Origin of the sequence: Mycobacterium sp. SMC-13 (assembly GCF_045311035.1) — a bacterium.
Classification (GTDB): domain Bacteria; phylum Actinomycetota; class Actinomycetes; order Mycobacteriales; family Mycobacteriaceae; genus Mycobacterium.
Window position 1 is genome coordinate 14,623 of sequence record NZ_JBJIAI010000028.1, and the last position, 26,534, is coordinate 41,156.

Here is a 26,534-nt window from a genome sequence, read left to right on the forward strand (position 1 = left end):
GCCGTAATGAAAGGGGCTGTGGGCCTTGGGGTTTGGTGAGGTCTCGATGCCGATGACTGAGCACTCGGCGGAGATTCTGGCGGGGGCGTGGCCATCTCAGAGTGTGATGGCTTGGTCGGGTTATTCGATGGCGTGGTCGCAAGCTGCCAACGCACTGTTCACTCAGCTTGATGTCCAGATGGACATCAAGACGTCGATGGTCGGAATGGATGGCTACCTGATCGACACGCTGCAGCAGCTGGCGCGCGGGCGAGAGACGACGCTGCAGAACCGCATCGAGGCGTACCGGCACATCTCGAAGAAGGCGCATCTGGCCGCGAGCGAATTGCAGTCCACCAAAACTGAATTGGCGGACATCGTCAATACGACCGAGGAGAACATCAAGCAGCTGCGAGAGCTTGGTGAGGCGCAGAAGGCCGCGATGCCCACGGCCGCGCCGGCGATCGATGCCTTCGTGAAGGCCTGCGAGCAAGCCGCCGTGGCGGCCGCGAAAGCGCAGGCGCACGCACGAGACCTGCAGGGGGCCACCACCGTTACCGCGCTGTCGAACGACATCGCTCAATGGTCTGAGCCTTACATCAATAGCAAGATGCCAGACGGGGCAGGAGCGCCAGCAATGGGGGCACCTGCAGCGCCGGCAGCGCCCCAGTTCAGTCCGCCCGCCAAGGGCATGGAGCGGGGCGGCAATAACGTGCAGCCCGTCAAGATGTTCAACGACTCGCCGCTTGATCGCCAACCACAGGCAGAGCAGTCGTCGAATCAAACACCGCAGCAGCACAGCGAGAAGACTGTTCAGCAGACGGGTCTGCGTTCTGATGATGCGGCGAAAGAGGCTGCGACGCAGGCGAAGCCGTCGAATCCGTCGCCTGCGTCTTCGGCTCCGTCTTCGCCGGCGAGCACTGGTGGAAGCTCCGGCTCGGGTAGTAATCCGGCGTCGGGGATTTCGCACATGATGCGGCCGGCGTCGTCGGGCAGCTCGTCGCCGGCCTCGTCGTCGTCGCCGGCGTCGTCGAGCGCCGGTAGTGGTGCGAGTCCGGCGAATGCGGCGCAGTCGAGTCAGCTGGGTAATGCGAAGCCGACACCGAATGCTGCCGGGGCGGTTCCGGGTGGTGCGAACGCCGCGGCCGCGTCCGGTGCGGGTGCGGCTGGTCGCGGGTCCGGGCTGGCCGGTCTTGGGTCTGGGATCGCGGAGTCGTCCGCGCGGCTGGCGTCCGGGGCGGTGAACACGGCGTCGAACGTCGCGTCGGGTGCGGCGAATGTGGGCTCCAACGTTGCCCAGAACGCGATTTCGCATGCGGCCGGTCAGGTTGCGCCGGCGTCGTCTCCGGCTGGCACGACGATGCCGGCAGCGGCCACCCCGGGTGGTGGCGGGCCGATGATGATGGCCGGCGGTGGCGGCCCGGTCGGCGGCGGCGGTTCGTCGACGGTGACCCCGGTGACGAGTACTCCAAGTGGCGGTACGCCGTCGGTGAATGGCGGTCCCGGGTCGACGCCGGCGGCCGCGCAGACACCTACCTCGAGTATTGGTGGCGCGACGCCACAGTCGGCGGCGGGTTCGCAGTTCGCCCCGGTCCCGATTGATCAGCCTCGCGGAGTGCGGGGCATCGGGGCTGACGGCGCCAGCGGCGACGCGCTGTTCAGTCAGGCGATGACGGCCGGGCAGGACGTGGTGTCGGCGATGGTTGCGCAGACGATCGGCACCGGGTACATCTCGATCCACTACGCGGTGGCGTTGGTGTACGAGCGGGGCGGCATGGTGTCGGCGTGGATGGCCACCAGCGAGGGCGCGTCGTATATCCCGATGGGCGTGCGGGTACCGCGTGATGTGCAGATGTCGATCAACGACCCGATCGTCGGGCACCAGTTGTGGGAGGCCTCTGCGGCGTCCGGTGGTGCGAACCCGCTTGAGGTTGTTGTGCGGCAGGCGCAGGCTCGCGAGATGGCGGCCCCGGGTGGCCGGGTGCTGGCGATCGCGTCGTCGCTGCCGATCCATCAGGTGATGGACTGGGCCAGCGAGGTGGGTGCGCGGCCGGTGTCCGTGGATCCGAAGTCGGTGGCGCCGGTCACCGCTGCGGATATGGCGATGGCGCACCGCTGCGCTGTGGCGATGCCGTGGGAATGGCGGCAGGCCAACGCATTTGATGCCAATGATCGGATGCGGGTCGCGCAGCGGCATATGCACATGGCGGCTAGCGCGGGGCATCTGTCCAGCGGTGCCGCCGAAGAGATCATGGATTTGTTTGAGCTGGGCCAGCCGATCGACGAGAAGCTGTGGCGTGACGTCGAGCGGGCACGGTTCATGTCGTTGATCGAGTACGAGATGGCGGTCAAGTCTGCAGGCCAGGGTGGCGCGGAGCCTGCTCGGGCGTTGGCGTCGGCTCGGGCTGCGGAGGTGGTGCTGTGCCTGCGGAATCACTCGACCGCTGAGGGGTGCGCGGACCTGCTGTACTCGACGCGGTTGGCGGGTGCGCCGTTGGAGCCTGCGGCGGCGGTAGCTTAGTTCCGTTCAGCGGCGACCGCTGTGCCGCATGTTTACGCGGCAACGTGCGGCATAGATGGCTGTATCGTCGTTTTTGGTGTTAACCTTCGGTATGGGCTGGCCCGCGCATCGCTATGAGACCGTTCCTTGGGTTCCGCGCGGCCGGCAGGGCAGCCGGGAGGACCGCACCCTGCGGGAATTTGAGGTCGCCGTGCCGCCGGCCATCGCGGGGTTGGGCTACGAGGTGGTCGGGGAGGTCGCGCGGGCGCATGAGTCCGCGCTGATCGAGGTTGCGCGCCTGGAGGCGGGGTGGGGCCAGTTTCTTGTCCCTGTGCGTGAATTCTTGCTGCGCAGTGAGTCGGTGGCGTCGTCGCGGATCGAGCGGGTCGATGCGGGGTGGCGAGCGTTTGGTAAGGCTGTCGCTGGTGGTCGGGCCAGTGAGGCCGCGAAGTCGCAGCTGGCCGCGGTGGATGCGTTGCACGAGTTGGTCGGGGCGGCCGATACCGGCCCGCTCGTGTTGCCGGCGATTCTGCACGCGCATCAGCAGTTGATGGCACCGGATCCGTATGCCGACGAGCCTGGCTGTCTGCGCAGTGTGCAGAACTGGATTGGGGGCAGCGACTTTTCGCCGCTGGGCGCCAGTTTCGTGCCGCCACCGGCCGATCGGGTGCCGGAGTTGATGGCGGACCTGCTTGCGTTCGCTGATCGGGTGGACTTGCCGATCGTGGCGCAGGCGGCGATCGTGCACGCCCAGTTCGAGTCCATTCACCCGTTCGTCGACGGCAACGGGCGCATCGGGCGGGCGTTGTTGTCGGCGGTGTTGCGTCGGCGGGGTCTGACGCAGACGGTGACGGTGCCGTTGGCGTCGGTCATGCTCGCCGATACCGAGACGTATTTCGCTCGGCTGGGTGACTATCGGCGTGGTGATGTTGATGCGCTGGTCGGGTATGTGGCGTCGGCTGCGCTGCATGCCAGTGCGGCGGCTCAGGAGTCTGCTCGGCGGTTGGCTGAGCTGCCGGCGCGGTGGCGGGAGGCGGTGCGGCCGCGGGCGGGGTCGGCTGATGAGTTGCTGATCGATGCGCTGTTGCAGACACCGATTTTCGACGCTGAGACAGCTCAAACCCTCACGGGCACAACCGATACCAGCACTTACCGGGCGTTGGGGCGGTTGGCGGATGCTGGTGTCGTCGAGGTGTTGTCGGAGGGGTCGCGGAATCGTATTTGGGCCGCTACTGATGTGCTGGCCGAACTTGATGTGCTCACCGATGCGATCGGGCGGCGGGTGAGTCGACGGTGGAGGTGAGCCCGAGGCGTGTGATTCCTCCGAAGCCGATGTTGGCGATGCTCGGGGAGTTGCCGGCCGGTCCCGGGTACTCGACTGAAATCAAGTGGGATGGCTTCAGGCTCAGTGTTTCTGCTGATCAGGCGGGTGTGGATGTGTACACCCGCGGCGGCGCGAATGCGTCGTCGACGTTCCCGGAGCTGGCGGGGATTCGCGATGCGCTCGGGGGCCGGCAGGCGGTTCTCGATGGTGAACTGGTCGCGCTCGACGGGTTGGGGCGGCCGTCGTTCAGCCGATTGCAGCAGCGGTGGCCGATGCGGCGCCGGCCCGCGGCTGCGTTGCTCCGCCAGGTGCCGGTGCGTTTCTACGCCTTCGATGTGGTTGGCCTTGATGGTGGGGACTTGACTGGGCTGGCGTATTCGCGGCGGCGGGAGGTGCTCGAGGAGCTCGGCGCCGCGGCGGCGGGATCGTCGGTGTTCGTTGTGCCGTCGGCGTGGACGGATGTTGATCCGCGTGAGGTGCTCGCGACGGCTGAGGAGCATGGCCTGGAGGGTGTGGTCGCCAAGCGCCTGGATTCGCTGTATGTGCCGGGGCGATCGCGGGCGTGGATCAAGAGGCCGATTCGGCGGACGTGCGAGCTGGTGATCGTGGGGTGGTCTGGTGGTCGCCAGGTCGGCTCGCTGTTGCTGGCCGGCCACGATGCGGCCGGGCAGTTGGTGGTCGTCAGTGAGGTCGGGACCGGTTTCAGTGGCGCGGAGCGGCGACGTCTGTATCGGCTGCTGGTCGAGGTTCCTCGGTCCTCACCGGCGGCGGCCGCCGCGCCAGAGGATGGCCCGTGGCGGTGGGTGGAGCCGGTGTATGTGGGTGAGGTTGCCTACCGTGAGTACACGGGGCGGGGTTTGCGGCATGGGACGTGGAAAGGGTTGCGGCAGCGGGCAATTGACGGGATTTCTGTGCCGCCGCTCGATGACTAGATTCTAGAATCTTACGAAGTGGGGCAGGTCGGTGCAGCCTTGGCAATGACCTTCGACGAGGGAACATCGATCGGCAGCCCGTACGCCCGTAGCACCGCCGTGAAACGTCCGAGGTACTCGCAGTGGTAGGCGGTGTTGGCAGGCATCCATTTCGCGGGTTCTTTGTCACTCTTTCCCTGGTTGCTTTTTCCTTCTACGGCAAGCAGATTGGCGGGATCGTTGGCGAACCGAGTCCGAATCTCGGGAGTCCATTCACGGGCGCCCATATCCCAGGCATAGGCCAGGGGGACGATGTGGTCGATCTGCACTGCCGCGCCGACCTGGTTACCGCGGGTGAAGGCGATGTCCATCCCGGTGTATGGGTCGTGCAACGTTCCGGTAGCTACGGCCTTGGGGCACCTGGAGATTGAGGTGTAGGTCTTGTTGATGAGGTCTCGGTCGAGTATGTCGTTGCGCGTGTCGCAGCCGTTGTGCCCTCCGGGGGCGTCCTGGTCGTCAGTCCAAGCATCGCCGAAGGCTGCGCGGCGGTAATCGCCCAGGCTCTTGCGCTTTGGCACCTGCGGGAGGTCGGCGAGCAGACCAGATGCAGCAGCCGGGATTTGCGGCGGGGTGGATATCGGTTGGGGCGCAGTATTGCTCACGCCGGCGTTAGGGGCGGTATGAGTCGGGGCGTGCGCAGTCACGGTCGTACTAACCATGTGCGGTGGGTTGGTCGGGCTGCAGCCGGTCAGCATCGCCACCGCGGCCAGGGCGGCGAGCGATCCGCAGCGCAGACCGACGCGGACCGCAGGCACGGTGGGATCGTGCTGGTGGCGCTTCGGCGAAGTCATGAGCGGCACGGTAGCGGCGGGGTCCGACACGGCGTGCACGGTGCATTGTCCAGTGGTCATGGTCGGTCTATCGAGTCAGGGTGCTGCGGACCTCAGTGAGGATCTGGGTCAGCCCGGGTTCGTCTTCTAGGGGCAAGGCGACGACATGTCCGGCGGCGCCGCGGCGCCGCATCCGCGCTTGGGGCGCCTGCAGCAGGGCTTCCGCGGGGTCGACGGTGGCCCACGGGATCGACGTGACCCAGGCACGCGGGAAGCGGCCGGCGTAAATCCATTCAAGGTAGGACGCTGGGTCGGCGGCTCCGGGGTCGCGGCGCAGCACCACGACGCGCAGTTCGGCCACGCTGGGGGCGACCGCCAACCCTTCTCGGACAGTGGCCAATACGGTGGAACCCAGGGCTTGGACGTAGAAGTCGTTGCGGGCGGACTGAGTGCGTTTGCGTAAGGTCGGCCGGCCGGCGGGGGTGGTGTCGGGCTGCTTTTCGGGAACTAGATCGACCGGGCCGTAGATGATCAGCACGGTGGCGTATCGGATTCCGGCGGGCGTGGACAGGTCCTTGCCGACGTCGATGCACGCGGCAGGGGACTGGTTGTCCTCGAACGCGTCCTCCAGCGCTTCGTGGACGGTGGTTTCGTCGTGCGCGAGCAGTTTGTCCCACCACTGGATGGCGGCGAGTTGGTGCTCGAGGTGTGCGCGGCGTTGTTGTTCCCATTGGGCGTCGGCGTCGTGCTGGCCGGCTTCGCGCGCCCATCGCTGGGCATCGCGTCGTTTCGCCCGATCGAAAATGGAAAGGCCTGCGAGGGCTTGCTGTTCGCGGGCGGCGATGAACGGGGCTGGGTCTGGCGGGGCCGGTTGGGGTAGCTGGGGCCGTGTTGCGGGGGTGAATTCCTGCAGGTGCAAGGTGAGTAGGGACCGCTCCAGGGCCATCACCGATCGGATCGACTCCTCGCGTTCGGCGGCGGCTGCTTGCCGCTGGAGTTCGGCGAGGCTGGCGCGCGTGGGCCCGCTTCCGCGCGGCGCCGCCGGGCGTGCTTGGGCTGTCGACCCGAGCGTGTTGTAGACGGTGAAAGGGCCGACGCCGCTTGAGATTGCGGTCCGGCCGCCACCGATGTGGATGCGGGCTGCGCGGGGGCCAACGCTGGTGCGGACGCCGCGGTTGGATACCCGGATCCGAACGCCCGGGGCCAGTTTGAAGCTCATGCCGAAGCCCATGGGGGTTCTCCTTCGGGAAGATGGATGCCGGGGGTCACCACGGCGATTGCTCGCCGGCCGGGTCGCGCCCGGACGCGAGCGTGATGATGTCGGCGAGCCGTCGGCCGGTTGCCATCGTGTCGGGGACGAACCGCCAGGGGGTTCCGGTCCATGGGTCGGCGACTGCCGCATCGTCGGCGTCCAGCGGGATGCGGTGGCTGTAGTCGGCGATCTCGCGTAGCAGCGGTTGTGGGGATGATGCGCTGTCGCGGTGGTCTCCGATGAGGACGAGGGCGTGGCCGGTTCCGCTGTTGAGTAGCTGCACTATGGCCGAGCAGGCTTCTGGCGGGAATCCGTAGCCGGGGTCGGTGATCACCGTGATGCCAGTGACACGGGCGGGCGGTGCTGAATCCTTTTGCAGGGCAGTGAGATCGGACTGGCAGACCAAAGCGTGTAGGCGTTCGGCCACGTCGGTGTGAGAGGTCACGGCGGGCCGGGGCATGCAGGGCGACAGCTGTTTGGTCAGTGGTGCCAGCGTGGCCGCCAGGTCGATGACATCCACACTGGTCTGCGGGGCGGCGGCCAGCAGGCGCGCCAGCAGGGCGGAGGCGACCGGTGTGGCGGCCGCGGCGTTCTGGGTGTCGATCCACAGGGGGCGGCGGAGCGGCAGGGGTAGGCACAGCGGGATCGACAGCGGACCGGCGGCGGGAACGCTGAGGGTGCCCAGCCGAATACCATGGCAGGGCCGCGGCCGCTGCTGCCAGGTAGTTGCGGTGAAGGGTGCGAGGGCGGCCGGTAGTTCATGGTCGAGGGCGGCTAGCTCGGCGATGAGGTGTGCGGCGTCGCGCTGATAGTCGGCTGTGGCGGTGGCGATCACCTCGTCGTAGCGGCGCTGCGCTTCGGTCAGAGCCTGCTGGCCGGCGACGGTGTTGCGGTTGGCCGGGTCGGCGATCGCGGCCGTCATCTCGGTGTCGCGGCGGTTCTCGGCGAAGCCGTACGCCGTGTTCAAGGCAGCGGTGCTGCGGGCCGCGTCCTCGTAGATCATGGTGATCCGCTCCAGCGGGTCCTGGTCGCCGAGTGGGATGATCTGCGCCGCGTTTGGCAAGACATCCGCGGCGGGGACGGGCGCGACCGGTGGACGGTGCGGTTCTGGGATGCGGTGTGCGCGTGCCATTTCCGCCAGGCCACTGGCGTAGCCCTGACCGACGGCGCGCATCTTCCAGCGGGGTCCGCGGCGGTAGAGCTCGATACAGATGACCGCCGGGTGGACGTCCACGGCGGGGACCACGAACACGGTGGTGTGGCCGTCGGCGTCGGCGAGGGTGCAGGTCAGTGCCCCGCTGTGGGGCTGTGGGGTCAGGGCCAGGCACAGCACCCGCGCCACCGCCGCCGGGAGCGCGTCGAGCCGCACGGACAATCGGCCGGGGTCGGCGCTGATCCCCGGGCAATGCGATGGGCGGCGCGCGTCGACGTAGCCGGCGCCGGGCAGGTCCAGGGCGCGGCGCTGGTCGTCGAGGGCCAGCGCCGCCACTTCCGCCTGAGTCGGCTGCACCGTGAATACCAGTGCAGCCGAGTTGAGTTCGGCGTTCTGTCCGGCGGTGAGCCGCTGTTCGGACATTGGTCAGAGGAACCGGGGGAGCTGCGGGAGAGCTTCGCCGGCGTGCTTGGCGGTCATGGGCTCGCCGATGGCCTGCATCTTCCATTCTTGTCCGACGCGCATGAACTTGGCCATCACCATGCCGGTGCAGCGTAGGCCGGCGCCTTGGAGTGTGTAGCGGGCCAGTTCGGCGCCGGTGGTGGAGTCGACGAGTCGGCAGAATGCGTTCGACAGCTGGTCGAAGGTGTGTCCGCGGTAGGAGGTGACGATGAAGATCACCGTGGTGACGTAGGCCGGGATGCGGGTGAGATCGACGTTGATGACCTCGTCGTCGCCGTCGCCTTCACCGGTGAGGTTGTCGCCCTGGTGCCGGATGGACCCGTCTTTGGAGGCGAGTTGGCCGAAGTAGCAGGTGTCGACGGGCTGGTGTTCGGCGAATAGCACCGCGGAGGCGTCCAGGTCGACGTCGGGCGTTCGGTTGCCGAACAGGCCTTTCTTGATGGGGTCCCAGCCCAGGCCCATCCGGATTTGGGTGAGTGCGACACCGCCGTCTTTGCGTAGCGAAACCCGTTGTCCCTTTGTGAGGTTCACGGTCCGGCCTTTGACCAGGCTGACTTCTCCGGAGTTGGGTGCCGGTGGGGGTGTTACGGGGTGTGGTGCCGGTGGGGGTGCTACGGGGTGTGGTGCCGGCGGTGGGGGTGGTGGCGGTGTGGCCGGCCGGGGCGGGGCCGGCGGCGGGGGTGGGGGTGTCACCGGGGGCACGACGGGGGGCGGGGCGTCATCGACGCTGACCCCGTGGTCGGTGACAAGGGCGGCGAATCCGCCGGCATAGCCCTGGCCGACGGCGCGGACTTTCCAGGCGCTGTCTCGGCGGTAGATTTCGGCCGCGATGACGATGGATTCGGTGGACAGGCCGTCGATTCGGTACTCGTACAGCAGGTTCCCGGCGGTGTCGCTGATGCGGGCGATCGGCGGGGCTGACTGTCCGAAGGTCGTGTTCGGGTTGTCGAGGGTGATCACCGCGCGGACCCTGGCGATGTCGGCGGGCACCGCCGCCAGGGTGACGGCCAGGCTGGCGGGCTGACCGGGTGCGCCGGGCTGCAGCCGGACCCCGGGGCCGGTGGGCTGGTTGAAGAAGACGAAGTCTGCGTCGGTCCGGACTTTGCCGTCGGCGGTGACCAGCAGGGCTGACAGGTCGGCCGGGGCGTACAGCTCAACAGAAATGACCAGGTCGCTGGCATTGAGCGGTCCGTTCTGGCCTTTGCTCAGGTGCGTTGTCAACGGTAGTCCTTTCTCTCACCCGGGTGGGCGATACTGTGCTGAACGGGCTGGGGTGTGGCTGTGGGTATCTGGGCGGCGAACCAGGTGAGAATGTCCTCGGCGGCGCGCGCGCCGGTGACGTCGCTGACCGTGAGGTGGGGGCGCTGCCAGTCGAGGGAGTGCAATTCCCCGTGGGCCGGGCGGATCGCCGCCGCGGCGAGCTCGAGCATCGCGGCATCGAGGGCGCCGTCACCGGCAGCGAGAATCGGGGATTGGGGTGGCAGGTCGCCTGCGTCGATGAGTCGGTGATGCAGGGCGGCAACGGCTTTGGCTTTGCATAAGGACTGTGGGACGGTGTATATCTTGCGGCCCTGCTGGGACACGGTCCATCCGCGCGGTGTGCACCATTGTTGCCACTGGGTGAGGAAGTCGGGGGGAAGAGTGGCCTCGTCGACGACGAGATAGCAGAACAGGTTCTCTGCGGTGCGCAGGTTGTGCACCCAGGTGTCATCGATGCGGGTCCGCAATTCGGCGAGGATATGTGGCAGCGGTGGGCCGCCGGCGCGGATTTGGGCGGCGACGGTGCGGGTCCACTGCGGATCGGGTGCGCCGTCGATTAGGAGGGTGCCGCCGTTGCTGGTGATGGCGTAGCGGTAGGGCGCGCCGGGCAGGGTGAGGCGCGTGTATTGCGCGGTGGTGCGGGTGGTGGTGGGGACAATGAGATGGTGGGAGCTCAACTGCCGCAATAGGTCTGCTGCTGTGGGGGTCATGTAGGAAATCGGTTCGTTGCGGTAGATCTCGACGCACTGGTTTGTCGGCGGCGGGGTGTCGAAGAACCGGCGCGAGTAGATCAGGGTGCGATCGAGGTCGCTGGCGATGAGCGCGGTCATGGGGTCACATCTTTGATCAGCCCGACGCAGGCGTAGGCCAGGTCGGGGTCGTGGGTAACCGGGACGCCGCGGTCGGCGGCGAGCAGGCGGATGTGCCGGTGCTCGGGGGCGTGCGGGTCTCGCACGATGACGCGCCAGGGTAGGCGGCGCAGCAGAACCCGGGTGGTTTCCCCGATGCCGGGTTTGACGAAATTGGTTGTGGCGATGTCGTAGTCGTGGCGGATGCGTTCTACGGTTGCCATGCCGGCCCAGGTGGGGGTGCGGTCGGCGGCCGCTATCGCCGTCGCCCGAGCCCGTGCTGTGTCGGCGATGTCGTCGAAGCGGGCGCTGACGGTGTCGAGGAAGATTCCGGAGTGGTCGTCGGTGATGAGGTCGCGGTAGAACTTGGCGCCGTGGAAGTCATCGGGTTCAAGTAGGCGGCGGTTGAGTACGGTGCGTGATATGAGCCCGGAGACAGTGGAGTTCAGGCACGCGGAGGCGATGAGGAAATCGTCGCGGGTGCCGTAGGTGCGCACGCAGTGGCCGGGATCGGCCAGCACGGCGAGGTCGGGGTTGAAGTGGATGCCGGTGTCGGCGGCGTAGTTTTCCAGCGCGGCGGTGAGCTCGCGGGTGATGGCGCCTTTGCCGGTCCAGCCGTCGACGAACACCACGTTCGTCGGGTCGTGGTGGGCATGGAGGTAATCGAGTGCTGCGGTGTCGATTCCGCGGTCTCGCACGATCGATACGGCGTAGTGGGGCAGCCGTAGCCTGTGGTGGTGGGCGGCCCAGCGGCGCATCAGGATGCCGATCGGAGTGCCGGCGCGGGCGAGGGACACCAGGGTGATGTCTGTGCCGCGTTCGGCGAGGACGAGTTCGGTGACCGTGCCCACGGCGGTGGCCAGCCTGGCTGCGGTGTCGGTGAGTACCTCGTGGAATAGGGTCCGGTAGGCCGGGTCTGGTTGGTATTCGATGGGCAATGATTCGGCGTAATGGGCGCGGCCGGACTGGATTTCGCGTTCGCGTGTGGCGGCGTCGGCTTCCAAGGTGGCCGCCGACAGGTCGGTCAGCAGCCAGCTGACTTCGTCGGCGGCGTAGCTACCGAAGTCGGGGCCGGTCAGGGGCGTGTTCACGAGTGTCCCCGTGATGCTGCCAAGGCGTCGTATCCGGGTCCGTCGACGACGGCGACGAGAACGTCGTAGCCGGCCGCGGTCAGGACTTCGGTCAGGCCCGTTGCTCCGGCGGCTGCTGCGGTGTCCATCACGACGACGGCCTGGGTGCGTTCTGCGGTGGGGCCAGTAGGCCAGCCGTTGTACAAGTAGCGGGAGCCGGTTTCACCGGATTCGCCTGCAGGGAACTCGAATCCGGTGCGGAGCGGGTAGCCCGGATCGTCGACGACGTAGGCCGGGGATCGCGTGCTGGATTGGAACCGGGTTGTGAATCCGTAGGCGGTGAGGTGGTCGGCGATCCGCAGCGGCAGGTACATCAGCTCCTCGTGGCCGATGACCAGCACTGGGCGGTCAGGGTCCAGGAGGCCTGCGAGGCGGGCTGTGGCGGCGGCGACGGCAGTGTCGAACACCGGCCTGTTCGACCGCAGGAATCCGTGTCGGCCGCCGTCGGGAACGTCCGCCGGCCAGGGCAGGTCCACCGTGCGTGCGGCGCCTGGGCCGCCGGGGTGAACGGGGTTGAGCCGGGGAGCGGGTAGCGCGCACACCTGCTGGGTGAGGGTGCTGGGGATGCTCACCTGGCCGTCGGCGAGGCTGACGAAGTCGATGGCCGTCTGCAGTGCCCGGGCGGTGTCGTTGACGTGCTGGCGGTGGGTGTCGGTGCGGACATCGACCAGTGACGCCACGATGTATCGGGGGCGGGGTTGTCGGTGGTGCAGGGCCTCGATGGTCGCCAAAGCGGTATTGCCGGTGGAGATTTCGTCGTCGACGATCACCAGTGGGCGTAGGTGGCCGAAGATGGCGGGCCCGGCGGGTTGCAGGAGATGGTCGGTGGCGTGCGAGTGGCCCTCTTGAAATTCTGCGTAGATGTGTGCGGTTGGAGCGGGCCGGCGGGTGCTGTGGAGATAGACGTTCGCGTCGAGGTGGTCGGCGACGCAGTGGCCTAGGCCGGTGGCGGTCTCGGCCATCCCGAGAACGTCGACGTCGCCGGGCTGCAGGGCTTCGACGGCGGCACCGAGTCGGCGGCCGGCGTCGCGAACGATGGTCGGGGGCACGGCGATGTGCTTGCCCAACACCGTGGATACCAGGAGGTGGGCGCGGCGGGGATTGCGTCGCAGCCCCGGCTGGACCAGTCCGCTCAGCCGGTGATTGCCGCGTGTGCCGGTACCGTCGTGCAGCCGGAGCCCGAATTGCGCGGTGGCCCAGGCGTGGGGAGAGGTGGTCACGTGTTGGCCAGCCCGGTCAGGAAATCGACGAAGGTGACGCCGCGGTTGGCGACACCAAATACCCGGGCTCGGCGCAGCACCTGTTGGGCCCAGATGCGGTGCGGCCCTGCTTCGTTCATCTTGTTGCGGTATTCGGATCGGCGCACCCCGCCGGATTCGGCGGCAAGGACGTCGAGGGCGTCGCGGTATTCCTCGTGGCTGACCACCGACAGCGCGTGCACGGCGGGTGCGTGTGTGGGGTGAATGATGGTTTTGCCGATCAGGCCGTTGGTCCGGTCGAGGCTTATCTCGCGCAGGAGGCCGTCGAGGTCTCGGCGGACCAGGCCGTCGCGGAAGCCCGCGGCGTCGTGCTCTCGGAAGGGAGTGGTGCGTAGCAGGGTGCGGAAGAGGCGTTCGTGGTCGGCGAAGTACTCCCATACGGGGGCGGTGACGATGAAGCCGGTGCCGTCGGCGCGGCCGAGTTGGTTGACGATATCGGCGATGACGGCGGCGATGACGTGGACGTCGTAGATCGTGTGGTCGCGGTTGCGGCGGATGCCGAACGTGCCGCACAGGTCGGTGGCCCCGATCCGGACGGCGAGAACCGAGTCGCTGTGGCGGGCAAGGACTTCGGAAATGCCGCGTAATTCGTCGACGCGGGATTCGTGGTAGACGATTCGTGGGGATTCCAGTACCGGCATGCAGTAGAGCGGCCGGCCCAGTGTGGTTGCTGCGGTGGCGGTTTGGGTGAGGAAGTGTTCTCCTGTTGCGGCCTCGAATTTCGGTATGACGAATCCGCGCAGGACCTCGGCGCCGGCGCCGAGGTTGGTGGTGATCTGTTCGATGCAGTCGCGGGTGCGTACGCGGACGAAGATCATGGCCCGCAGCGCCTGTGGTGCGGTGGCCAGGGTGTCGAGGGTGGCTATGACGTTGGCTCGGGCGGTGGTGGTGGCGTGTTCGTCGATGGCGTCTTCGAGGTCGAGGACCATTGAGCAGATGCCCTCTGCCGCCCGCCGGGTCACCGTGGTGGCCAGATCGGCGCGGTCGGCGGGAATGTAGAGGGTGGCTCCGAGTGCGGTGGCCAGCACGTCGCGGTCCGCGTCGGTGAAGAGTTCTTCCGGGTTGCGGAAGAACAGTCGGTGGCGGTCGGCTTCGTTGAGGTGGTGGAAGTGGTGTACGGCGGCTTGTTGACCGATAGCCCCAGCGGCGGTCATTGCGCTGACGCCTGATGTCGAATGCGGGCGACGATGGTGCTCACGTACTGCGTAACCTCTTCCAGGGCAAGATGATATTTCCAATAGTCGGGGTGGCGGCCGGTGAGGGCCGCGACGATACGGTCGATGCGGGGCACCTGCGCGTCGAGGACGGTGCCCCATTCGGCGACCGCGCCGCGGTCGACGGCGAGGCGCTGGGCGTCGCGGACTTGAAAGCGGGCGGCGCGTTCTGGTTTGGTGGGGTCGGCGCGCAGGGCGCGCAGGGTAGCGAGGCGGTCGGTTATCGCATCAATGAGCGCGGCGGCAGCGGCTAACTGGTCTCGCGCTTGTCCGGCCAAGGCGGCGGCGTCTTCAGGTCGGTGTTCGGTGAGAGCCGTTGCTGCCTGGTCGAGGAGCGCTTCGGCGGCGGCGATGTGGGTTCGGCCCTGTCGCTCGTTGTCGCACAAGTCCGCCGATGAGTCAGCGTGAAATTCTTTGAGCAACGACGAGAAGGTGGCCGGGGCGGTGTCTGCGCGGTGGCGGGTGGCTGCAAGGCGGGTCTGCACGGAAGCGAATGTGCGGTGGGCCTTTTCGTCGATCTGCGGGGCGGTGTCCACAGCGGCGTCCAGGCCGGTGACCGCGGCACGCAATCGTTCGGCGGCGCTGCGGGTGGCGGTGATGTCGCCGCGGACGAGGGCCGACTGAGTCTCATCACGGCACGATTCGACGAGTTCGTGGGCTGACTGCACCGAGCGGTATGCGGCGAGCTGCGGGTCCAGGGCAGCCCATCGCTGCAGCGTCGCGTTCGCCAGTGCCACGGACGCTTCGGCTTCGGCGGTCGCTGCGGCCGCGGCACCGACAGCCGAGTCCAGGACGCGCCGGTGTCGGTCATAGAAGGTGTCGAGGCCCGCGCGGGCGTTGTCGATGGCGCGCTGGACATCGGCTAACGAGGGGGTGGGGCCGGTGGCGGATTCGGGTGAAGCGATGGCCAAATATTGTGTGGTTGCGGCGTAGGCGCGGTCTCGTGCGGTGACCCATTCGGCTGTGAGCGAACTGTGGGCGTGCCCTGCGATGGCGATTTCGACCGCGTGCTGAGCGACGTCCAGTCGTCCCTCCATGTCGAGGAATGTGCTGGTTAGTTCAGCGGGAAGGTTGGGGCGGGTGTCGTCTCGCATGCTGCGTGACCGCCTCCCCCAGCGGTTGGACACACAGCGAGATTACAGCTAGACACCCAGGGTTTCTACAGTTAACGTGATGTCAATATTTGCTGAAACGTCTCTCGGGGGCCCCAATGTTGCGACATGGGGATGACGCGCGCGCATCTTCCGCCGGCGAGCTGTTCCGGCAAGTAGCGGCTTGTTAGCCGAATCTCAAACTCACAGTTTCAGGAAGGTAATCGCATGGGCGTCAGTCTGACCAAGGGCGGAAATGTTTCGCTGACCAAGGAGGCTCCGAACCTCACTGCGGTGGCGGTGGGTCTGGGCTGGGACATCCGTACCACCACCGGGGCGGATTTCGATCTGGATGCCAGTGCCATTGCCACGGGGCCGGATAAGAAGGTGCTCAGCGACAAGCATTTCGTTTTCTTCAACAACTTGAAGTCCCCGGAAGGCTCGATCGAGCACACCGGTGACAACCTGACCGGCGAGGGTGAGGGGGATGACGAGGTCATCAACGTTGATCTCGCGGCCACCCCGCCGAGCATCACCAACATCTTCTTCCCGGTGTCGATTTACGACGCCGATGGGCGCTCGCAGAGTTTCGGCCAGGTGCAGAACGCGTTCATCCGTGTCGTCGACCGCTCCAACGGCAAGGAGCTTGCGCGCTACGACCTGTCCGAGGACGCCTCCACTGAGACCGCGATGGTGTTCGGTGAGCTGTACCGCAACGGCGCTGAGTGGAAGTTCCGCGCCATCGGCCAGGGCTACGCGTCCGGGCTGGCCGGCATTGCGCGCGATTACGGCGTCAACGTCTAGCGATGGCGCGATCGACGTCCGCCGGTGCTGCCGGCGGACGTCGCTGTCGTCGAATTGAATGGGGGGAGTAGTCATATGGTGGGACGCGTCTTCGGCATCTCATTTCTGGTCAGCGCGGTGGCGTTGGTCGTCGCGTTCATCTACGGGGGGCCGCAGGCGTTGATCCTGGCGGCGGTACTGGGCATCTTCGAGGTGTCCCTGTCATTCGACAACGCCGTCATCAACGCCACGGTGCTGCAACGGATGAACGCGTTCTGGCAGAAGATGTTCCTGACCGTCGGCATCCTGATTGCGGTCTTCGGGATGCGGCTGGTCTTTCCGCTGGCCGTCGTGTGGATCACCGCCGGCCTCGATCCGGTGCGCGCCATCCACATCGCCCTGAACCCGCCGAACGACGGCGCCGCATACTTCCCGGATGGCTCGCCGAGCTATGAGACGGCGCTAACGGCTGCACACCCGCAGATCGCCGCGTTCGGCGGCATGTTTCTGATGATGCTGTTCCTCAATTTCATTTTCAGCGAACGCGAAATCACTTGGCTCAGTTGGCTTGAGCGCCCACTAGGCCGTGCCGGCAAACTTGATCAGCTCGCCGTGGTGGTGGCGCTGGCTGCATTGGTGGCCTCCGCGGAGTTCTTGGTCGACGAGGCGCACGTGCCGACGGTGCTGTTCGCCGGCGTGCTCGGGCTCGGCAGTTACATCCTCATCGACGGGCTCGGCGCGATGTTCGATGTCGATGAAGACGGCGACGAGGCCGCGCCGGGAGGCCCGTCGGAACTGGCTAAGACTTCCGGCAAAGCGGCTTTCTTTTTGTTCCTGTACCTGGAGGTGCTCGACGCGTCGTTCTCGTTCGACGGCGTCATCGGGGCCTTCGCCATTACCAGCGATCCGATCATCATCGCGCTGGGTCTTGGCTTCATCGGCGCGATGTTTGTCCGGTCGATCACGATCTTTCTGGTCCGTAAGGGCACGCTGTCGGATTACGTGTACCTCGAGCATGGCGCCCATTGGGCGATCGGCGCGCTGGCGGTGATCCTGTTGATCTCGTTGGGAGTACACGTCAACGAAATCCTCACCGGCCTCATTGGGGTCGTTCTGATCGCGGCCGCGTTCATCTCCAGCATCATTCGTAACCGGCGCGCCACCGCGTCCGGTTCCGATAGCACCCCCACCGTCCTGACGAATTGAGACAACCATGGGAATCGACTACAACAAGCGGCCCGCAGCCAATCCCGCACCAGCGCCGGCGGGATCGGCGGCGTCCCCGGGGGTGAACCTGTCGAAGATCAGCCTGACCAAGGCTGCGCCCCAGGTGAACCTCACCAAACCCGGTGAGTCCCAAGGAGTCATGCGGGTCAACCTGAACTGGTCGGGCGGCAAGAGCGGCTTTTTCGGCCGCAAATCGGCCGTCGATTTGGACCTGGGTTGCCTCTACGAGCTCGCCGACGGCAGCAAGGGCGTGATCCAGGCGTTGGGCAACAGCTTCGGCGCCCGGGACCGGCCGCCCTATATCGCCCTCGACGGAGACGACCGCAGCGGCGCGGCCGCCGGGGGTGAGAACATGCACATCAATCTCGCTCAGCCCCAACAGTTCCGGCGGATTCTCATCTTCGCGATGATCTACGAGGGGGCTGCGAATTGGGCAGCCGTCGATGGGGTGGTCACCCTGTACCCGACGTCGGGGCCGCCGATTGAGGTGCGGCTTGACTCACCGGTCAACGGCGCCCGCATATGCGCTGTCGCCCAGGTGTACTACGCCAATGGCGGCCTGCATGTGCAGCGGGAAGTCAACTACATCAACGGATCCCAGAGCGAACTCGACCGCGCCTACAGCTGGGGAATGCGATGGCAGGCGGGCCGCAAGTAGCGGGACACCCGCAGCGGAACGCTCGGGCCTGCACGACACGGCGTCGCTTGCAGCGCCCTTTACGTCGCGCATGTGGTCGGCAGCCCCCTCAACGTTCAAGCACCCCGGGAAAGGTACTGATGGCGCAGCTCTATCAAACGTCGAGCAAAGTCATTGAAGCGCACGTGAACAACACGTCGATTCGCGCGCTGAGCGGCTCGATGATCGCCTATGAGGGCAACATCTCGTTCAAGTCGGCGGGCTTTGGCGGCGGCTCCGGCCTGATGGCCGGGCTCAAGCAGCGTGCCACCGGCGAAGCGCTGTCGCTGATGGAATGTCAAGGCGTTGGGCGGGTCCTGCTGGCTGTTAACGCTCAGCACGTCACCATCATCGACATCAACAACGAGCAGCTCAAGGTGGAATCGCGTCAACTGCTGGCGATGGCCGGCAATCTGCAGACCAACGTGACGTTCGCGGGTCTACGGGGGGCAACTTCCGGTCAGGGCCTGTTCACCACCGTGGTGTCCGGACAGGGCCAGGTCGCCTTGCTCTCGGCCGGCGGACCGCTGATCCATCTGGAGGTGTCACCCCAGTATCCGCTTGTCGTGGACCCGGACGCTTTCGTCTGCGCGAAAGGCAATCTGCAGCAGTCGTTCGTGACCGACGTGTCGTGGCGTACGGCGGTCGGCCAAGGAAGCGGGGAAGCGTTCTCGCTGCGCTGGGAGGGTTCGGGCCTGGTGTCGATTCAGCCGGCCGAGCGATAGGAGTCACGACGATGTTCACGAAAGTCAACTCAAAGGTCGTGAAGGTCAACGTCGGTCAGGTCGGTGGCGTCGTCGCCCGGGCCGGGGCGATGCTGTTCTACACCGGCCAGGTGGCGTTCGCGCCGCACCAGATTCCCGGCGCGGGCCAGTTCGGCGGCATGGGCGGCATCGTTCGGCTCGCCGGGCGCATGATGCAGGGCGAGCACGAACGCACCATGCTCGCCCAAGGCAACGGCGAAGTGCACTACGGCTATGCCGGCCTTGACGTCCACACCGTAGACATCGCAGCCGGGGCCGTTCTGCGGGTGGAGGCTTCGCGGCTGCTGGCCAACACAGCGGGGCTGCAAAGTTCGGTGGTGTCGGTGGCCAGCAGCGGTGGGTCCGGCGGCGGGGGCGTGATGGGGATGCTGCGCGGCGCTGCATCCGGGGCGCTGACCGGGCAGGGCATGTTCACCACGCAGCTGTCGGGGCAGGGCAGCGCTGTCCTGCTCGCCCACGGCGGGGTGATCGAGATGCAGGTCGGCGGCCCGTCGCCGGTGGTGGTCGATCCGCAGGCGTTCGTCGCCGCGTACGGCAACGTGCAGACCGAGCTCAAGTCCGCGCTGAGTTGGCGTGATGCCGTCGGCCGCGGGGCTGGTGAGGCCATGCAATTGCATTGTGTCGGACAGGGAATCGTATTCGTGCAGGCCTCGGAGGAGAAGCTGTGAGCCAGGTGCTCAACCCGGTGACGTTGCCGAACGACGACAACGTGCCGGACAATCACTACGCGTTCTGTATCAACCTGACGTCGCCGTGGTTCATCCGCAAGGGTGCGATGATCGCGTACTACGGCCAGATCGACTTCCGGGCACTCACCCACGGACTGCACGGTGGCCTACTGCACATGGTGGCCCAACAGTTCTCGGCACCAATGTATTTCGGCGACTACACAGTCGCTGAGGGGCAGGGCAAGCTGATCATCGGCGATCGCGGGTACGACATCAACTCCTACGATCTCGACGACGGCAACCTCACGATCCGCGCCGCCAACCTCTTGGCCTTCGAGCCTGGGCTGTCGATGAACCAGTCGATCGTGCCGGGGTTTGTGACCCTGCTGGGCACCGGCAAGTTCCTGGCGTCCTCGAACGGGCCGGTGATGTTCGTCGAACCACCGGCGCGCGTAGATCCCGAAGCCCTGGTCGGCTGGGCCGACTGCCCGGCACCGAGCCACCACTACGACCACGGTTGGGTGACCAACATGATTGCAGCGGGCGCGGCACGATTCGGTGTCAATACCGGTGAGGAACGACAGTTCGACTTCACCGGCGCCGGAACCATTCTCGTGCAATCGAGCGAGAAAGTTCTCAGCGACTCGGCGGTGGTCCGCACCATCGAAAATCAGCTCCATGGATTGACGATGACCGGACTGCAACACCTCAACGGAGTCATCAACTCTCAATTGGCTAGCCAACAACACCGCTGAACTTCGTCGCATCGAGGCCGTACCCGCCCTGTGCAGATGCGCTCGTCGCGCGGGCGATGGTTCCGGCGCCACGAATCGTGGGTGCGCTTCATTCGTGGGTCGGTCGGTCCGCCGACCACCAATGATGCTGGCAGGCATGGACAATCAAGAATCGGGGGAGTGTGTTATGGCGAACATCGCGAAAGGTTCCAAGACCGATCTGGCGGGGAGCACCTACACCGTTGCAGTGACCGGGCCCTCTGCAGCGTCGGTCGATCTGATGGCGATCGCCGTTGATGCCGACCATCGGGTCCCCTCCGACGACGACTTCGTGTTCTTCAACAATCCCCGTCGCCCCGGAATCACGTTGACCGGTGCACAGACAATCCAGGTGGCTCTCAACGCCATCCCCGACAATGTGCACCGTGTGGTGATCGCGGCGAGTACTGAAGCCCAAGGCCTGCGGTTCGGTGATATCGGCGCGATCGCGGCCGAGATCACCGGCCCGCAGGAGACGATGCAGTTTCTGCCGGCAGGGCTGAGCACCGAGACCGTCCTGCAACTGGTCGCAATGTACCGACGCAATGGGCGATGGCGGCTGGACGCCATTGGACAGGGTTACGACGGCGGGCTGGCGGAATTCGCTCGGGCTTTTGGTATCTCGGTGGATGAACCTGAGTCAGCGGCGGGCCCAGCGCCGACGGCACCGGCCACGCCGATCGTGCCCGCGCCTCCTGCCCCGGCACAAGCGCCGATAAACATGAACAAAGTAGCGGTGGTGCTCACCAAGGACTCGGCGAACAAGACCGCGAAGATCGACCTGCGAAAAAGCCATGGCGACCCAAATTGGGTGCTCACCGTCGGTCTGGAATGGGACGGGCGTAACGCGCAGTACGACTCCCATGGCCGCGTAATGCGTTATGGAGAAGGCGATCTCGATGTGTACTTCTTCTGCCGCAATGAGGTCACCAATGAATACGTCGTGGTCAGCGGCGACCAGGGACACCACGGAAACCTCAACCAGTGGCCGTTCGTCCATCACTACGGCGACAGTATGGGACCAGGCGCCGGCAATCGGCCGGCCGTCGAGCAAGTTCGCGTGCTACCCCAGGAAAACGGCGACCTGCTGGTCAACATCTACCAGAGCGTCGACAATGGCTCCGGTGCGATCAACGAATTCGGCCGACCACGGTGCGCGATCCGCTATGGGCGTGCCGGCGCAGATGGACTGCCCGGCCACGACGCCGACGAAATCCTCGTCTACGTCGGCAACAACAAGAACTCCTACTGGGCCACAGTCGCTCACATCGACGTCCAAGACGGGATTCTGACCGTCGACGGAACCACCCGCTACAGCGCGGCCTCGAGCGAGCACATGCCCGGCCTGGACGCGGCCGGCAACTGGGTCCGCGCTCCCAAAGGCGGGCCCGTCGGACAAAGCAAACAACACAGCCACGGACAGGGCCTGAACCGGTATTCAGGCCAGTGCCAGCCGGCGCCGAAGAAATCGAAACAGAAGTAGGACCATCGAACGCCTCGGGGCCAGCGTTACTGACGCCTGCACGCCGCTCGTGCCGGCCGACGATTCGGCGGCGGCCAGTGTCCGGTCGCATCCGCCCATCAGGCGGGTGAGGTCGCCCATCGCGAGGACACGGGGCGGGGATTTCGGAACGGAACGTGGAAAGGTTTGCGGCAGCGGTCAATTGGCGGAATTCTCCTGCCGCCGCTCGATGACTAGATTCTAGAATCTGGTCACTGTCGGCGTTCAGCTGTCCGCGGTAAGTTCGCGGATCTGCTCGGGTGTCAGTGTCAGCCCGGAGGGCAGGGTGACGTTTCCGCCGAACGTAGCGGTGCGCATCATCTCCAGGAAGGCAAGGTCGTTGGGGTCGGTGATGTCCGGGGCGCCGTTGGTGTTGTCGGTCATGGCGGGGCGGTGTCCTTTCGGGCGGATAGCGGTTTCAGGGCTCTCGTTGTCGGTGGTGCGGTCGGCGTTCGGCGACGAAGAACACCGCCACCTCGAACATTTCCGCTCCGGGTTCGCCAGATGTGCAGTAGGACAGCATCACTGGCACTTGTACGGCGCTTGTGCCGTCGAGAGAGTCGGCGATCTGGCGAGCCAGTGCGCCGTAGCATCCGCCCATCAGTTGGTGGTGCGGTGTGCGTGCCTCGATGAGCACTTCACCGTCGTCGATTGTGGGTTTGAACAGGGCTGGCTGTAGCCCGATCTCGATGCCGTGGATGTCGGTCAGGTCGACATCGTCGGCGTCGATCTCGCCGCGTAGCACTGACGCCAAGTACTTCACGTCGCTCGCGGCGATGACGACCTCAAGACTGTCAATCATCGGACTGGCCGTGGTTGTCGTGTTCGCTTCCGTATTCGGCGTAGCCGGCCACCGTGCTCACGACGGTGGCGGCGGTGTCCTCGTCGAGCATCGGAATAGCCTCTTCGGGCCGGGCGGCGTCGAGGGCGCCGATGCTCGCCACCAGCGGCACCGGATCGTTGGGGCCGGCGGTGACGTCGGCGGCGGCCAGGCCGTCGACGAACAGGGTGAACATGTCGATCTCGGGGAACTCGAAATTGCGGCGGAGAACCCACCAGACACCGGACTGATGGGCTGCGTACGGGAAGTGCTTGTGCCCGGTGCGGTGCCATGCCGGCCGGGCCGACGTGTCGATCGCGCCGGCGGGGTCGGGGGCGTCGTGGTTTTCGGTCATGATCCGCTCGCTGTTCGGTTCACCATCGCGTTGGAAGGGGATCGGTGAACCTCTGATAGTTGCCGTTCGATTTGAATTGTTCTGCGGCGCTGTGTGGTTCGCCGCGCCACCGTACATACGGAACGACTTCGGCTGCGGGTCTGGCGCCATCGGTCAGGTGCCCGGTCGGCACCTCTTCGGTCATGCGGGCTGGCTGCAGGTACGGGTGGGCCACGCGGGCGCCGAACACGATCAGGTTGTGGGTTCCGGGGAGTGCGGCCGAGGGCACGATCATCGCCGGGGCGCCGGACTGTTGGACGCTGGTGGCCAGTTGTTGGGTGGGGGCGTAGTCCTCGCCGACGAGCTCGTCGGGGGTGATGCCGTGGTCGGTGCAGTTGGCGAAGTCGATCGACACGACGTTGGGGACGTCGACGATCGCGGTCCACAGGTTGAGCAGCAGGTGGTCGGGGTCGCCGTCGGGGCCGATCTGGTGGCGCAGCATCTCAGCGGCCGGGCCCAGCGGGTGCAGGCACAGGTACTGGACGGTGTCCTGGTGGGCGCGGTGGAAGCGCCCAGGACGGGAGCTGGGAAACGCCCACCAGGGGGTGTCGTAGGCGGCGTGCCGGAAGACCTGCAGCTTCACGTCGTCATGGCGCGCGCTGCGGTGGCCGCGGCGAGGACATCGGGGTAGGTGGTCGGGTCGCCGAGCATGTCGATCGGGGCGCGGCCGAGCATGGGATGTTCGCGGGTGAACCACGCCAGGACTCCGGGGCCGGTGAAGGTGTGGCGCAGCTGGTTGGTGATCTGCGCGACGATCCGGACGCGGGCAGCGTCCAGGCCGGCGGGCTGTGTGCCGCCGGGGGCGAGCCAGCGCTGCAGCTGGCGGACCGATACGCCGAACAACTCGGCGGCGGCGGTCTGCGGTGCATCGAGAATGGCCATCGTGGCGTCGAGTACTTCGTGGATGGGGACGTCGTCGCTGTACGGGCGGCGGTCGACGATGTCGCGCAGAGCTTGACGGACTTGCTCGAGCGCGATGCGGACGTCCCGGCGGGCGTCGTCGGGGTTGTCGTGGCGCAGGGCTTTTTCGGCGCGGAAGGCTGCCAGCCAGAGGGTGTTGGTCAGGTAAGCATCGGCGTCGATCGGCTGTGGTGTGAGTCGGTTATCGAGGCTGTCGATGAGTTCTGCGACCTCGGCTGGCACCTCCGGGGAGGCCGCGAGGAGCTGGGTTGCGGCGTTGACCTGGGCCAGTAGTGGCGCCAAGCCCACTTCTGTCGTAGTCATGTCGTCATCGTAGCGCCATATTCACGACAGAGGGTGGTATCCGAGGTCGCTGGGTGTCGGTGATGCCGACGTCGTTGGCGTCGATCTCGCCGCGCAACTGACTCGATCGAGCCGCTGGTGGGCTGAACTAGTGCCGAACAACCGCCGGCCGCCATGTGAGAATCGGGGGATGGGGAGTGTCGGGGGACGTAGCCCGGTCGGCAGAGTGCTGGGGCTGGTGTTCGGGTTGGCAATGTTGGCGCTACTGGCGTCGGTGATGTTCGGCTCGGTGAACGATCCGAGCGTATTGATCCGGTCCGGTGAGGTCGTGACTCCGGCCGACGGCCGATACGTCGTCTACCTCGAAAAGGGACAGTCGAACATTCGTTGCACCGCAACGACGTCCGACGGCCAGACTCAGTCGCTGACGCCGTTCACTGGCTCGCACCCCGAGAGGAGATTCGGCCCGCGCAAACGCATCTGGCGATCGGGCGGAAAGGAGTACCGGGCTGTCGGCGAGTTGCCGCTCGACCGCGGTCCGGTGACTGTGCGGTGCCCAGGAGCGAATCAGATGTGGGTGAGCGCACCGAAAGGCTGGTCCTGGCAGTACATCGTCCTGGTTCCGGCGTTGGTGGTCTGCGTCGTCATCATGGGGGTGGCGCTGTGGCGCCGCCACAGCAGGCCGAACGGCGGCGGGCAGGGGCCGACATACCCCATGCTGCCGCAGCAGGGGTACCCCGGCTATCCGCCGCAGAGTTACCCCGGCTATCCGCCGCAGAGTTACCCCGGCTATCCGCCGCAGAGTCACCAGAGCTACCCACCGCCCGGATATCCCAACCAGAGCTACCCACCGAATCTGAACTACCCGCGGTAGGCCGCCGGCACGCTCCCGCCCGTCCAGCCCCGCGGGCTGCGCAACAGGGCGGGCGGTCGAAACTCTTTGTGGTACTTGCTGTTAACGCGCGCGTGTTGCCTTAGATTCAAAGCTGCTTAGACTCAGTGGGCATGACGGACTCGACGGGGATGACCAATCTTGAGCAGGCCGGGATGATCCTTCATGCGCTCAAAAATCTGCTGCGGGAGCGTCAAGTGGTGCACGGCCGTGGTGGGTATCCGAGCGACAGCGATTGGGTGACCATCGACCGGGCGATCGCAGCAACCGGCTTCACGGTCGATGAGCCGGTCGCGCGGGCCGGGTCGGACGGGTGGCAGTCGACACTAGAAAGTGCGTTGCGCCGATCGGCGTAGGGGCCCTGGTGGTCGGCGAATGCAGAGCCGAACTGTGCTCGATGTGGGGCGGCGATGACTGTCTGTGCGAGGTGTTCGGGATCGATCCCGACAATCCACCGCGCAACGGCACCTTCACGGTGAGCGTCACCGACAACAGCTGGGGTCCGGATTGAATGCCGTGCTGTAGCCAGTCCATGCCGCACCTTTTCCCAACACAAGCCGCTGAAAACCGCTGTACCGCACGTTGTATCAACAACATGCGACATAGACTCCCCGGGCGGTGGAGAAACAATCAGCGCGGCCGCGCGAACTCTCGTTGCGCAGTGCAACCGGATACGGCCGTGGTCGGCGGAGGTATCGCCGGCGGCGAGCTGGTTCATCGCCCGACGTCACTTCTGCTGATGGCGGGGCGATCGGGCTGTCGGCGATCGGAGGCGCATCGGTTGTTGATGGCGGCGTGGCTGTTCGCGCCGGCGTGAGCGATCGGGAAGAGTGTTTGGGATGACCGCCGCCACCCCGACTGACGTCGTGATGCTGATCGGACCGAGACTGCGGTACTCCAGCACCGGCGAATCCCAGTTCGACGCGATGATGACGTGGCGCGCTGATCTGGAGCTGAGCTATCTCGACGAGGACGGCAACGAGGGCGACACCGCTGATGTGGTCGGCGGCTATGCCGAGTTCCTGATCATCAACGTCGCGCAGCACCCGATCGCTGATCTGCTGGACTCGTTATCGCAGGACACCGCGCATTTCGCGAGCCTGTTCGAGGGCGAGGACGTCGCCCTGGCGGTGCAGGAGCAGTTCGACGATGTGCCCTTCAACCGGGTCTTGATCGTCACGATGGTGGAGGTAGCCGAACCGCTGCGCGGAAACGGATTGGGGCCGTGGATCGTGGCCGAGTTGGTCGAGCGGATGGCCAGCCCTCTCGACACGCTGGTCCTGCTGCACCCGGCGCCGGCAGGACCGCAGCCCAGCAAGGCTGCCGAGCTCGCCGCGGCGCGGGCGTTGTCCCAGTATTGGCAGCAGTTCGCGTTCGCCCCGATCAAGGATCGGCCCGAGTTTCTTGGTGCGGCAACGGCGTACGCTCATTTGTCGCGGGCCCGGGATGCGCTGCGCGCCCTTGAGGCGGTCATGTTTCCAGTGCCGGGTTCGCTGATCGGCGTGGAGCGGCCGGCGGAGCCTCGGCACACCGTCATGTCGGATGTTCCGGAGCCGGTGGGGCTGCGGCTGGTCCGCGACTAGATTCCTGGCTGCCGGAGCGATTGGCCATGGTGTCGCC

The 26,534-nt window shown here is 66.3% G+C and carries 28 protein-coding genes; 14 read left to right on the forward strand and 14 right to left on the reverse strand.

What is annotated here, in order from left to right; all coding sequences use genetic code 11:
* Positions 1–127: 127 nt before the first annotated feature.
* From ACJH6I_RS27535 to ACJH6I_RS27545, 3 genes are all read left to right on the forward strand, one after another.
* Positions 128–2,500 (forward strand): hypothetical protein, encoded by a 2,373-nt coding sequence (locus ACJH6I_RS27535; protein ID WP_406784868.1) that lies wholly within the window; start codon positions 128–130, stop codon positions 2,498–2,500.
* Positions 2,501–2,591: 91 nt separating this feature from the next.
* Entirely contained in the window at positions 2,592–3,782 is a 1,191-nt protein-coding gene (locus ACJH6I_RS27540) for a Fic family protein (protein ID WP_406784918.1), read from the forward strand.
* A gap of 11 nt (positions 3,783–3,793) precedes the next feature.
* The gene (locus tag ACJH6I_RS27545; protein ID WP_406784869.1) at positions 3,794–4,735 is read left to right on the forward strand and encodes an ATP-dependent DNA ligase; all 942 of its coding nucleotides are present in this window, start codon (positions 3,794–3,796) and stop codon (positions 4,733–4,735) included.
* An 11-nt stretch (positions 4,736–4,746) separates the two neighbouring features.
* On the opposite strand, the gene ACJH6I_RS27550 is transcribed toward ACJH6I_RS27545, so the two are convergent.
* The 9 genes from ACJH6I_RS27550 to ACJH6I_RS27590 form a co-directional block, all read right to left on the reverse strand.
* The gene (locus ACJH6I_RS27550) at positions 4,747–5,433 is read right to left on the reverse strand and encodes an HNH endonuclease family protein (RefSeq protein WP_406784919.1); all 687 of its coding nucleotides are present in this window, start codon (positions 5,431–5,433) and stop codon (positions 4,747–4,749) included.
* Positions 5,434–5,632: 199 nt separating this feature from the next.
* Positions 5,633–6,775, reverse strand: coding sequence for a DUF4236 domain-containing protein (locus ACJH6I_RS27555; protein WP_406784870.1), 1,143 nt, complete (start codon positions 6,773–6,775; stop codon positions 5,633–5,635).
* A gap of 34 nt (positions 6,776–6,809) precedes the next feature.
* Complete coding sequence (locus ACJH6I_RS27560) at positions 6,810–8,372, reverse strand: TerD family protein (protein WP_406784871.1); 1,563 nt, start codon at positions 8,370–8,372, stop codon at positions 6,810–6,812.
* 3 nt (positions 8,373–8,375) lie between these two features.
* Positions 8,376–9,632, reverse strand: coding sequence for a TerD family protein (locus ACJH6I_RS27565; RefSeq protein WP_406784872.1), 1,257 nt, complete (start codon positions 9,630–9,632; stop codon positions 8,376–8,378).
* The gene (locus ACJH6I_RS27570) at positions 9,629–10,501 is read right to left on the reverse strand and encodes an HAD family hydrolase (protein ID WP_406784873.1); all 873 of its coding nucleotides are present in this window, start codon (positions 10,499–10,501) and stop codon (positions 9,629–9,631) included. The genes ACJH6I_RS27565 and ACJH6I_RS27570 overlap by 4 nt, the downstream gene beginning before the upstream one ends.
* Positions 10,498–11,610, reverse strand: a complete 1,113-nt coding sequence (locus ACJH6I_RS27575; RefSeq protein WP_406784874.1) for a cysteine protease StiP family protein — start codon at positions 11,608–11,610, stop codon at positions 10,498–10,500. Before ACJH6I_RS27575 ends, ACJH6I_RS27570 begins: the two co-directional genes overlap by 4 nt.
* On the reverse strand, positions 11,607–12,869 hold the full coding sequence (locus ACJH6I_RS27580) for a phosphoribosyltransferase domain-containing protein (RefSeq protein WP_406784875.1): 1,263 nt from the start codon (positions 12,867–12,869) through the stop codon (positions 11,607–11,609). Before ACJH6I_RS27580 ends, ACJH6I_RS27575 begins: the two co-directional genes overlap by 4 nt.
* Positions 12,866–14,062, reverse strand: a complete 1,197-nt coding sequence (locus tag ACJH6I_RS27585; RefSeq protein ID WP_406784876.1) for an HpcH/HpaI aldolase/citrate lyase family protein — start codon at positions 14,060–14,062, stop codon at positions 12,866–12,868. The genes ACJH6I_RS27580 and ACJH6I_RS27585 overlap by 4 nt, the downstream gene beginning before the upstream one ends.
* The gene (locus tag ACJH6I_RS27590; RefSeq protein ID WP_406784877.1) at positions 14,059–15,159 is read right to left on the reverse strand and encodes a hypothetical protein; all 1,101 of its coding nucleotides are present in this window, start codon (positions 15,157–15,159) and stop codon (positions 14,059–14,061) included. The genes ACJH6I_RS27585 and ACJH6I_RS27590 overlap by 4 nt, the downstream gene beginning before the upstream one ends.
* A 282-nt stretch (positions 15,160–15,441) precedes the next feature.
* Between ACJH6I_RS27590 and ACJH6I_RS27595 the strand changes: the two genes are divergently transcribed.
* The 7 genes from ACJH6I_RS27595 to ACJH6I_RS27625 all read left to right on the forward strand — a co-directional run bounded on the left by ACJH6I_RS27595 (position 15,442) and on the right by ACJH6I_RS27625 (position 21,587).
* Positions 15,442–16,017, forward strand: a complete 576-nt coding sequence (locus ACJH6I_RS27595; protein ID WP_406784878.1) for a TerD family protein — start codon at positions 15,442–15,444, stop codon at positions 16,015–16,017.
* Positions 16,018–16,092: 75 nt separating this feature from the next.
* Entirely contained in the window at positions 16,093–17,202 is a 1,110-nt protein-coding gene (locus ACJH6I_RS27600; RefSeq protein WP_406784879.1) for a DUF475 domain-containing protein, read from the forward strand.
* A gap of 7 nt (positions 17,203–17,209) precedes the next feature.
* Positions 17,210–17,881, forward strand: a complete 672-nt coding sequence (locus ACJH6I_RS27605; RefSeq protein ID WP_406784880.1) for a Tellurium resistance — start codon at positions 17,210–17,212, stop codon at positions 17,879–17,881.
* 119 nt (positions 17,882–18,000) lie between these two features.
* Positions 18,001–18,624 (forward strand): AIM24 family protein, encoded by a 624-nt coding sequence (locus tag ACJH6I_RS27610; protein ID WP_406784881.1) that lies wholly within the window; start codon positions 18,001–18,003, stop codon positions 18,622–18,624.
* 11 nt (positions 18,625–18,635) lie between these two features.
* The gene (locus tag ACJH6I_RS27615) at positions 18,636–19,331 is read left to right on the forward strand and encodes an AIM24 family protein (protein WP_406784882.1); all 696 of its coding nucleotides are present in this window, start codon (positions 18,636–18,638) and stop codon (positions 19,329–19,331) included.
* The gene (locus ACJH6I_RS27620) at positions 19,328–20,086 is read left to right on the forward strand and encodes an AIM24 family protein (protein ID WP_406784883.1); all 759 of its coding nucleotides are present in this window, start codon (positions 19,328–19,330) and stop codon (positions 20,084–20,086) included. Before ACJH6I_RS27615 ends, ACJH6I_RS27620 begins: the two co-directional genes overlap by 4 nt.
* A 121-nt stretch (positions 20,087–20,207) precedes the next feature.
* A complete protein-coding gene (locus tag ACJH6I_RS27625; RefSeq protein WP_406784884.1) occupies positions 20,208–21,587 on the forward strand; it encodes a TerD family protein in 1,380 nt (459 codons plus the stop codon).
* A 243-nt stretch (positions 21,588–21,830) separates the two neighbouring features.
* On the opposite strand, the gene ACJH6I_RS27630 is transcribed toward ACJH6I_RS27625, so the two are convergent.
* From ACJH6I_RS27630 to ACJH6I_RS27650, 5 genes are read right to left on the reverse strand one after another with little or no spacing between them, the layout of a single operon-like run.
* Entirely contained in the window at positions 21,831–21,989 is a 159-nt protein-coding gene (locus tag ACJH6I_RS27630; protein WP_406784885.1) for a hypothetical protein, read from the reverse strand.
* 34 nt (positions 21,990–22,023) lie between these two features.
* Positions 22,024–22,407 (reverse strand): hypothetical protein, encoded by a 384-nt coding sequence (locus ACJH6I_RS27635; protein ID WP_406784886.1) that lies wholly within the window; start codon positions 22,405–22,407, stop codon positions 22,024–22,026.
* The gene (locus ACJH6I_RS27640; protein ID WP_406784887.1) at positions 22,400–22,780 is read right to left on the reverse strand and encodes a hypothetical protein; all 381 of its coding nucleotides are present in this window, start codon (positions 22,778–22,780) and stop codon (positions 22,400–22,402) included. Before ACJH6I_RS27640 ends, ACJH6I_RS27635 begins: the two co-directional genes overlap by 8 nt.
* A gap of 19 nt (positions 22,781–22,799) precedes the next feature.
* Entirely contained in the window at positions 22,800–23,402 is a 603-nt protein-coding gene (locus tag ACJH6I_RS27645; RefSeq protein ID WP_406784888.1) for an RES family NAD+ phosphorylase, read from the reverse strand.
* Positions 23,399–24,043: a hypothetical protein gene (locus ACJH6I_RS27650; RefSeq protein ID WP_406784889.1), complete on the reverse strand. Its 645-nt coding sequence runs from the start codon at positions 24,041–24,043 to the stop codon at positions 23,399–23,401. The genes ACJH6I_RS27645 and ACJH6I_RS27650 overlap by 4 nt, the downstream gene beginning before the upstream one ends.
* A gap of 169 nt (positions 24,044–24,212) precedes the next feature.
* Between ACJH6I_RS27650 and ACJH6I_RS27655 the strand changes: the two genes are divergently transcribed.
* The 4 genes from ACJH6I_RS27655 (at position 24,213) to ACJH6I_RS27670 (ending at position 26,497) form a co-directional block, all read left to right on the forward strand.
* A complete protein-coding gene (locus ACJH6I_RS27655) occupies positions 24,213–24,896 on the forward strand; it encodes a hypothetical protein (protein ID WP_406784890.1) in 684 nt (227 codons plus the stop codon).
* Positions 24,897–25,027: 131 nt separating this feature from the next.
* Positions 25,028–25,270, forward strand: a complete 243-nt coding sequence (locus ACJH6I_RS27660; RefSeq protein WP_406784891.1) for a hypothetical protein — start codon at positions 25,028–25,030, stop codon at positions 25,268–25,270.
* Positions 25,271–25,278: 8 nt separating this feature from the next.
* Entirely contained in the window at positions 25,279–25,425 is a 147-nt protein-coding gene (locus tag ACJH6I_RS27665) for a hypothetical protein (protein ID WP_406784892.1), read from the forward strand.
* Between the two features lie 328 nt (positions 25,426–25,753).
* Positions 25,754–26,497: a hypothetical protein gene (locus ACJH6I_RS27670; RefSeq protein ID WP_406784893.1), complete on the forward strand. Its 744-nt coding sequence runs from the start codon at positions 25,754–25,756 to the stop codon at positions 26,495–26,497.
* Positions 26,498–26,534 lie beyond the last annotated feature (37 nt).

Excerpts from the sequence above, each read along its gene's own strand:
- ACJH6I_RS27535 (WP_406784868.1), top strand. The coding sequence starts at position 128 with ATGGCGTGGTCGCAAGCTGCCAACGCACTGTTCACTCAGCTTGATGTC.
- ACJH6I_RS27540 (WP_406784918.1), top strand. The coding sequence starts at position 2,592 with ATGGGCTGGCCCGCGCATCGCTATGAGACCGTTCCTTGGGTTCCGCGC.
- ACJH6I_RS27550 (WP_406784919.1), bottom strand. The coding sequence starts at position 5,433 with ATGGTTAGTACGACCGTGACTGCGCACGCCCCGACTCATACCGCCCCT.
- ACJH6I_RS27555 (WP_406784870.1), bottom strand. The coding sequence starts at position 6,775 with ATGGGCTTCGGCATGAGCTTCAAACTGGCCCCGGGCGTTCGGATCCGG.
- ACJH6I_RS27560 (WP_406784871.1), bottom strand. The coding sequence starts at position 8,372 with ATGTCCGAACAGCGGCTCACCGCCGGACAGAACGCCGAACTCAACTCG.
- ACJH6I_RS27570 (WP_406784873.1), bottom strand. The coding sequence starts at position 10,501 with ATGACCGCGCTCATCGCCAGCGACCTCGATCGCACCCTGATCTACTCG.
- ACJH6I_RS27585 (WP_406784876.1), bottom strand. The coding sequence starts at position 14,062 with ATGACCGCCGCTGGGGCTATCGGTCAACAAGCCGCCGTACACCACTTC.
- ACJH6I_RS27590 (WP_406784877.1), bottom strand. The coding sequence starts at position 15,159 with ATGGAGGGACGACTGGACGTCGCTCAGCACGCGGTCGAAATCGCCATC.
- ACJH6I_RS27595 (WP_406784878.1), top strand. The coding sequence starts at position 15,442 with ATGGGCGTCAGTCTGACCAAGGGCGGAAATGTTTCGCTGACCAAGGAG.
- ACJH6I_RS27600 (WP_406784879.1), top strand. The coding sequence starts at position 16,093 with ATGGTGGGACGCGTCTTCGGCATCTCATTTCTGGTCAGCGCGGTGGCG.
- ACJH6I_RS27605 (WP_406784880.1), top strand. The coding sequence starts at position 17,210 with ATGGGAATCGACTACAACAAGCGGCCCGCAGCCAATCCCGCACCAGCG.
- ACJH6I_RS27610 (WP_406784881.1), top strand. The coding sequence starts at position 18,001 with ATGGCGCAGCTCTATCAAACGTCGAGCAAAGTCATTGAAGCGCACGTG.
- ACJH6I_RS27615 (WP_406784882.1), top strand. The coding sequence starts at position 18,636 with ATGTTCACGAAAGTCAACTCAAAGGTCGTGAAGGTCAACGTCGGTCAG.
- ACJH6I_RS27625 (WP_406784884.1), top strand. The coding sequence starts at position 20,208 with ATGATGCTGGCAGGCATGGACAATCAAGAATCGGGGGAGTGTGTTATG.
- ACJH6I_RS27630 (WP_406784885.1), bottom strand. The coding sequence starts at position 21,989 with ATGACCGACAACACCAACGGCGCCCCGGACATCACCGACCCCAACGAC.
- ACJH6I_RS27635 (WP_406784886.1), bottom strand. The coding sequence starts at position 22,407 with ATGATTGACAGTCTTGAGGTCGTCATCGCCGCGAGCGACGTGAAGTAC.
- ACJH6I_RS27640 (WP_406784887.1), bottom strand. The coding sequence starts at position 22,780 with ATGACCGAAAACCACGACGCCCCCGACCCCGCCGGCGCGATCGACACG.
- ACJH6I_RS27650 (WP_406784889.1), bottom strand. The coding sequence starts at position 24,043 with ATGACTACGACAGAAGTGGGCTTGGCGCCACTACTGGCCCAGGTCAAC.
- ACJH6I_RS27655 (WP_406784890.1), top strand. The coding sequence starts at position 24,213 with ATGGGGAGTGTCGGGGGACGTAGCCCGGTCGGCAGAGTGCTGGGGCTG.
- ACJH6I_RS27660 (WP_406784891.1), top strand. The coding sequence starts at position 25,028 with ATGACGGACTCGACGGGGATGACCAATCTTGAGCAGGCCGGGATGATC.
- ACJH6I_RS27670 (WP_406784893.1), top strand. The coding sequence starts at position 25,754 with ATGACCGCCGCCACCCCGACTGACGTCGTGATGCTGATCGGACCGAGA.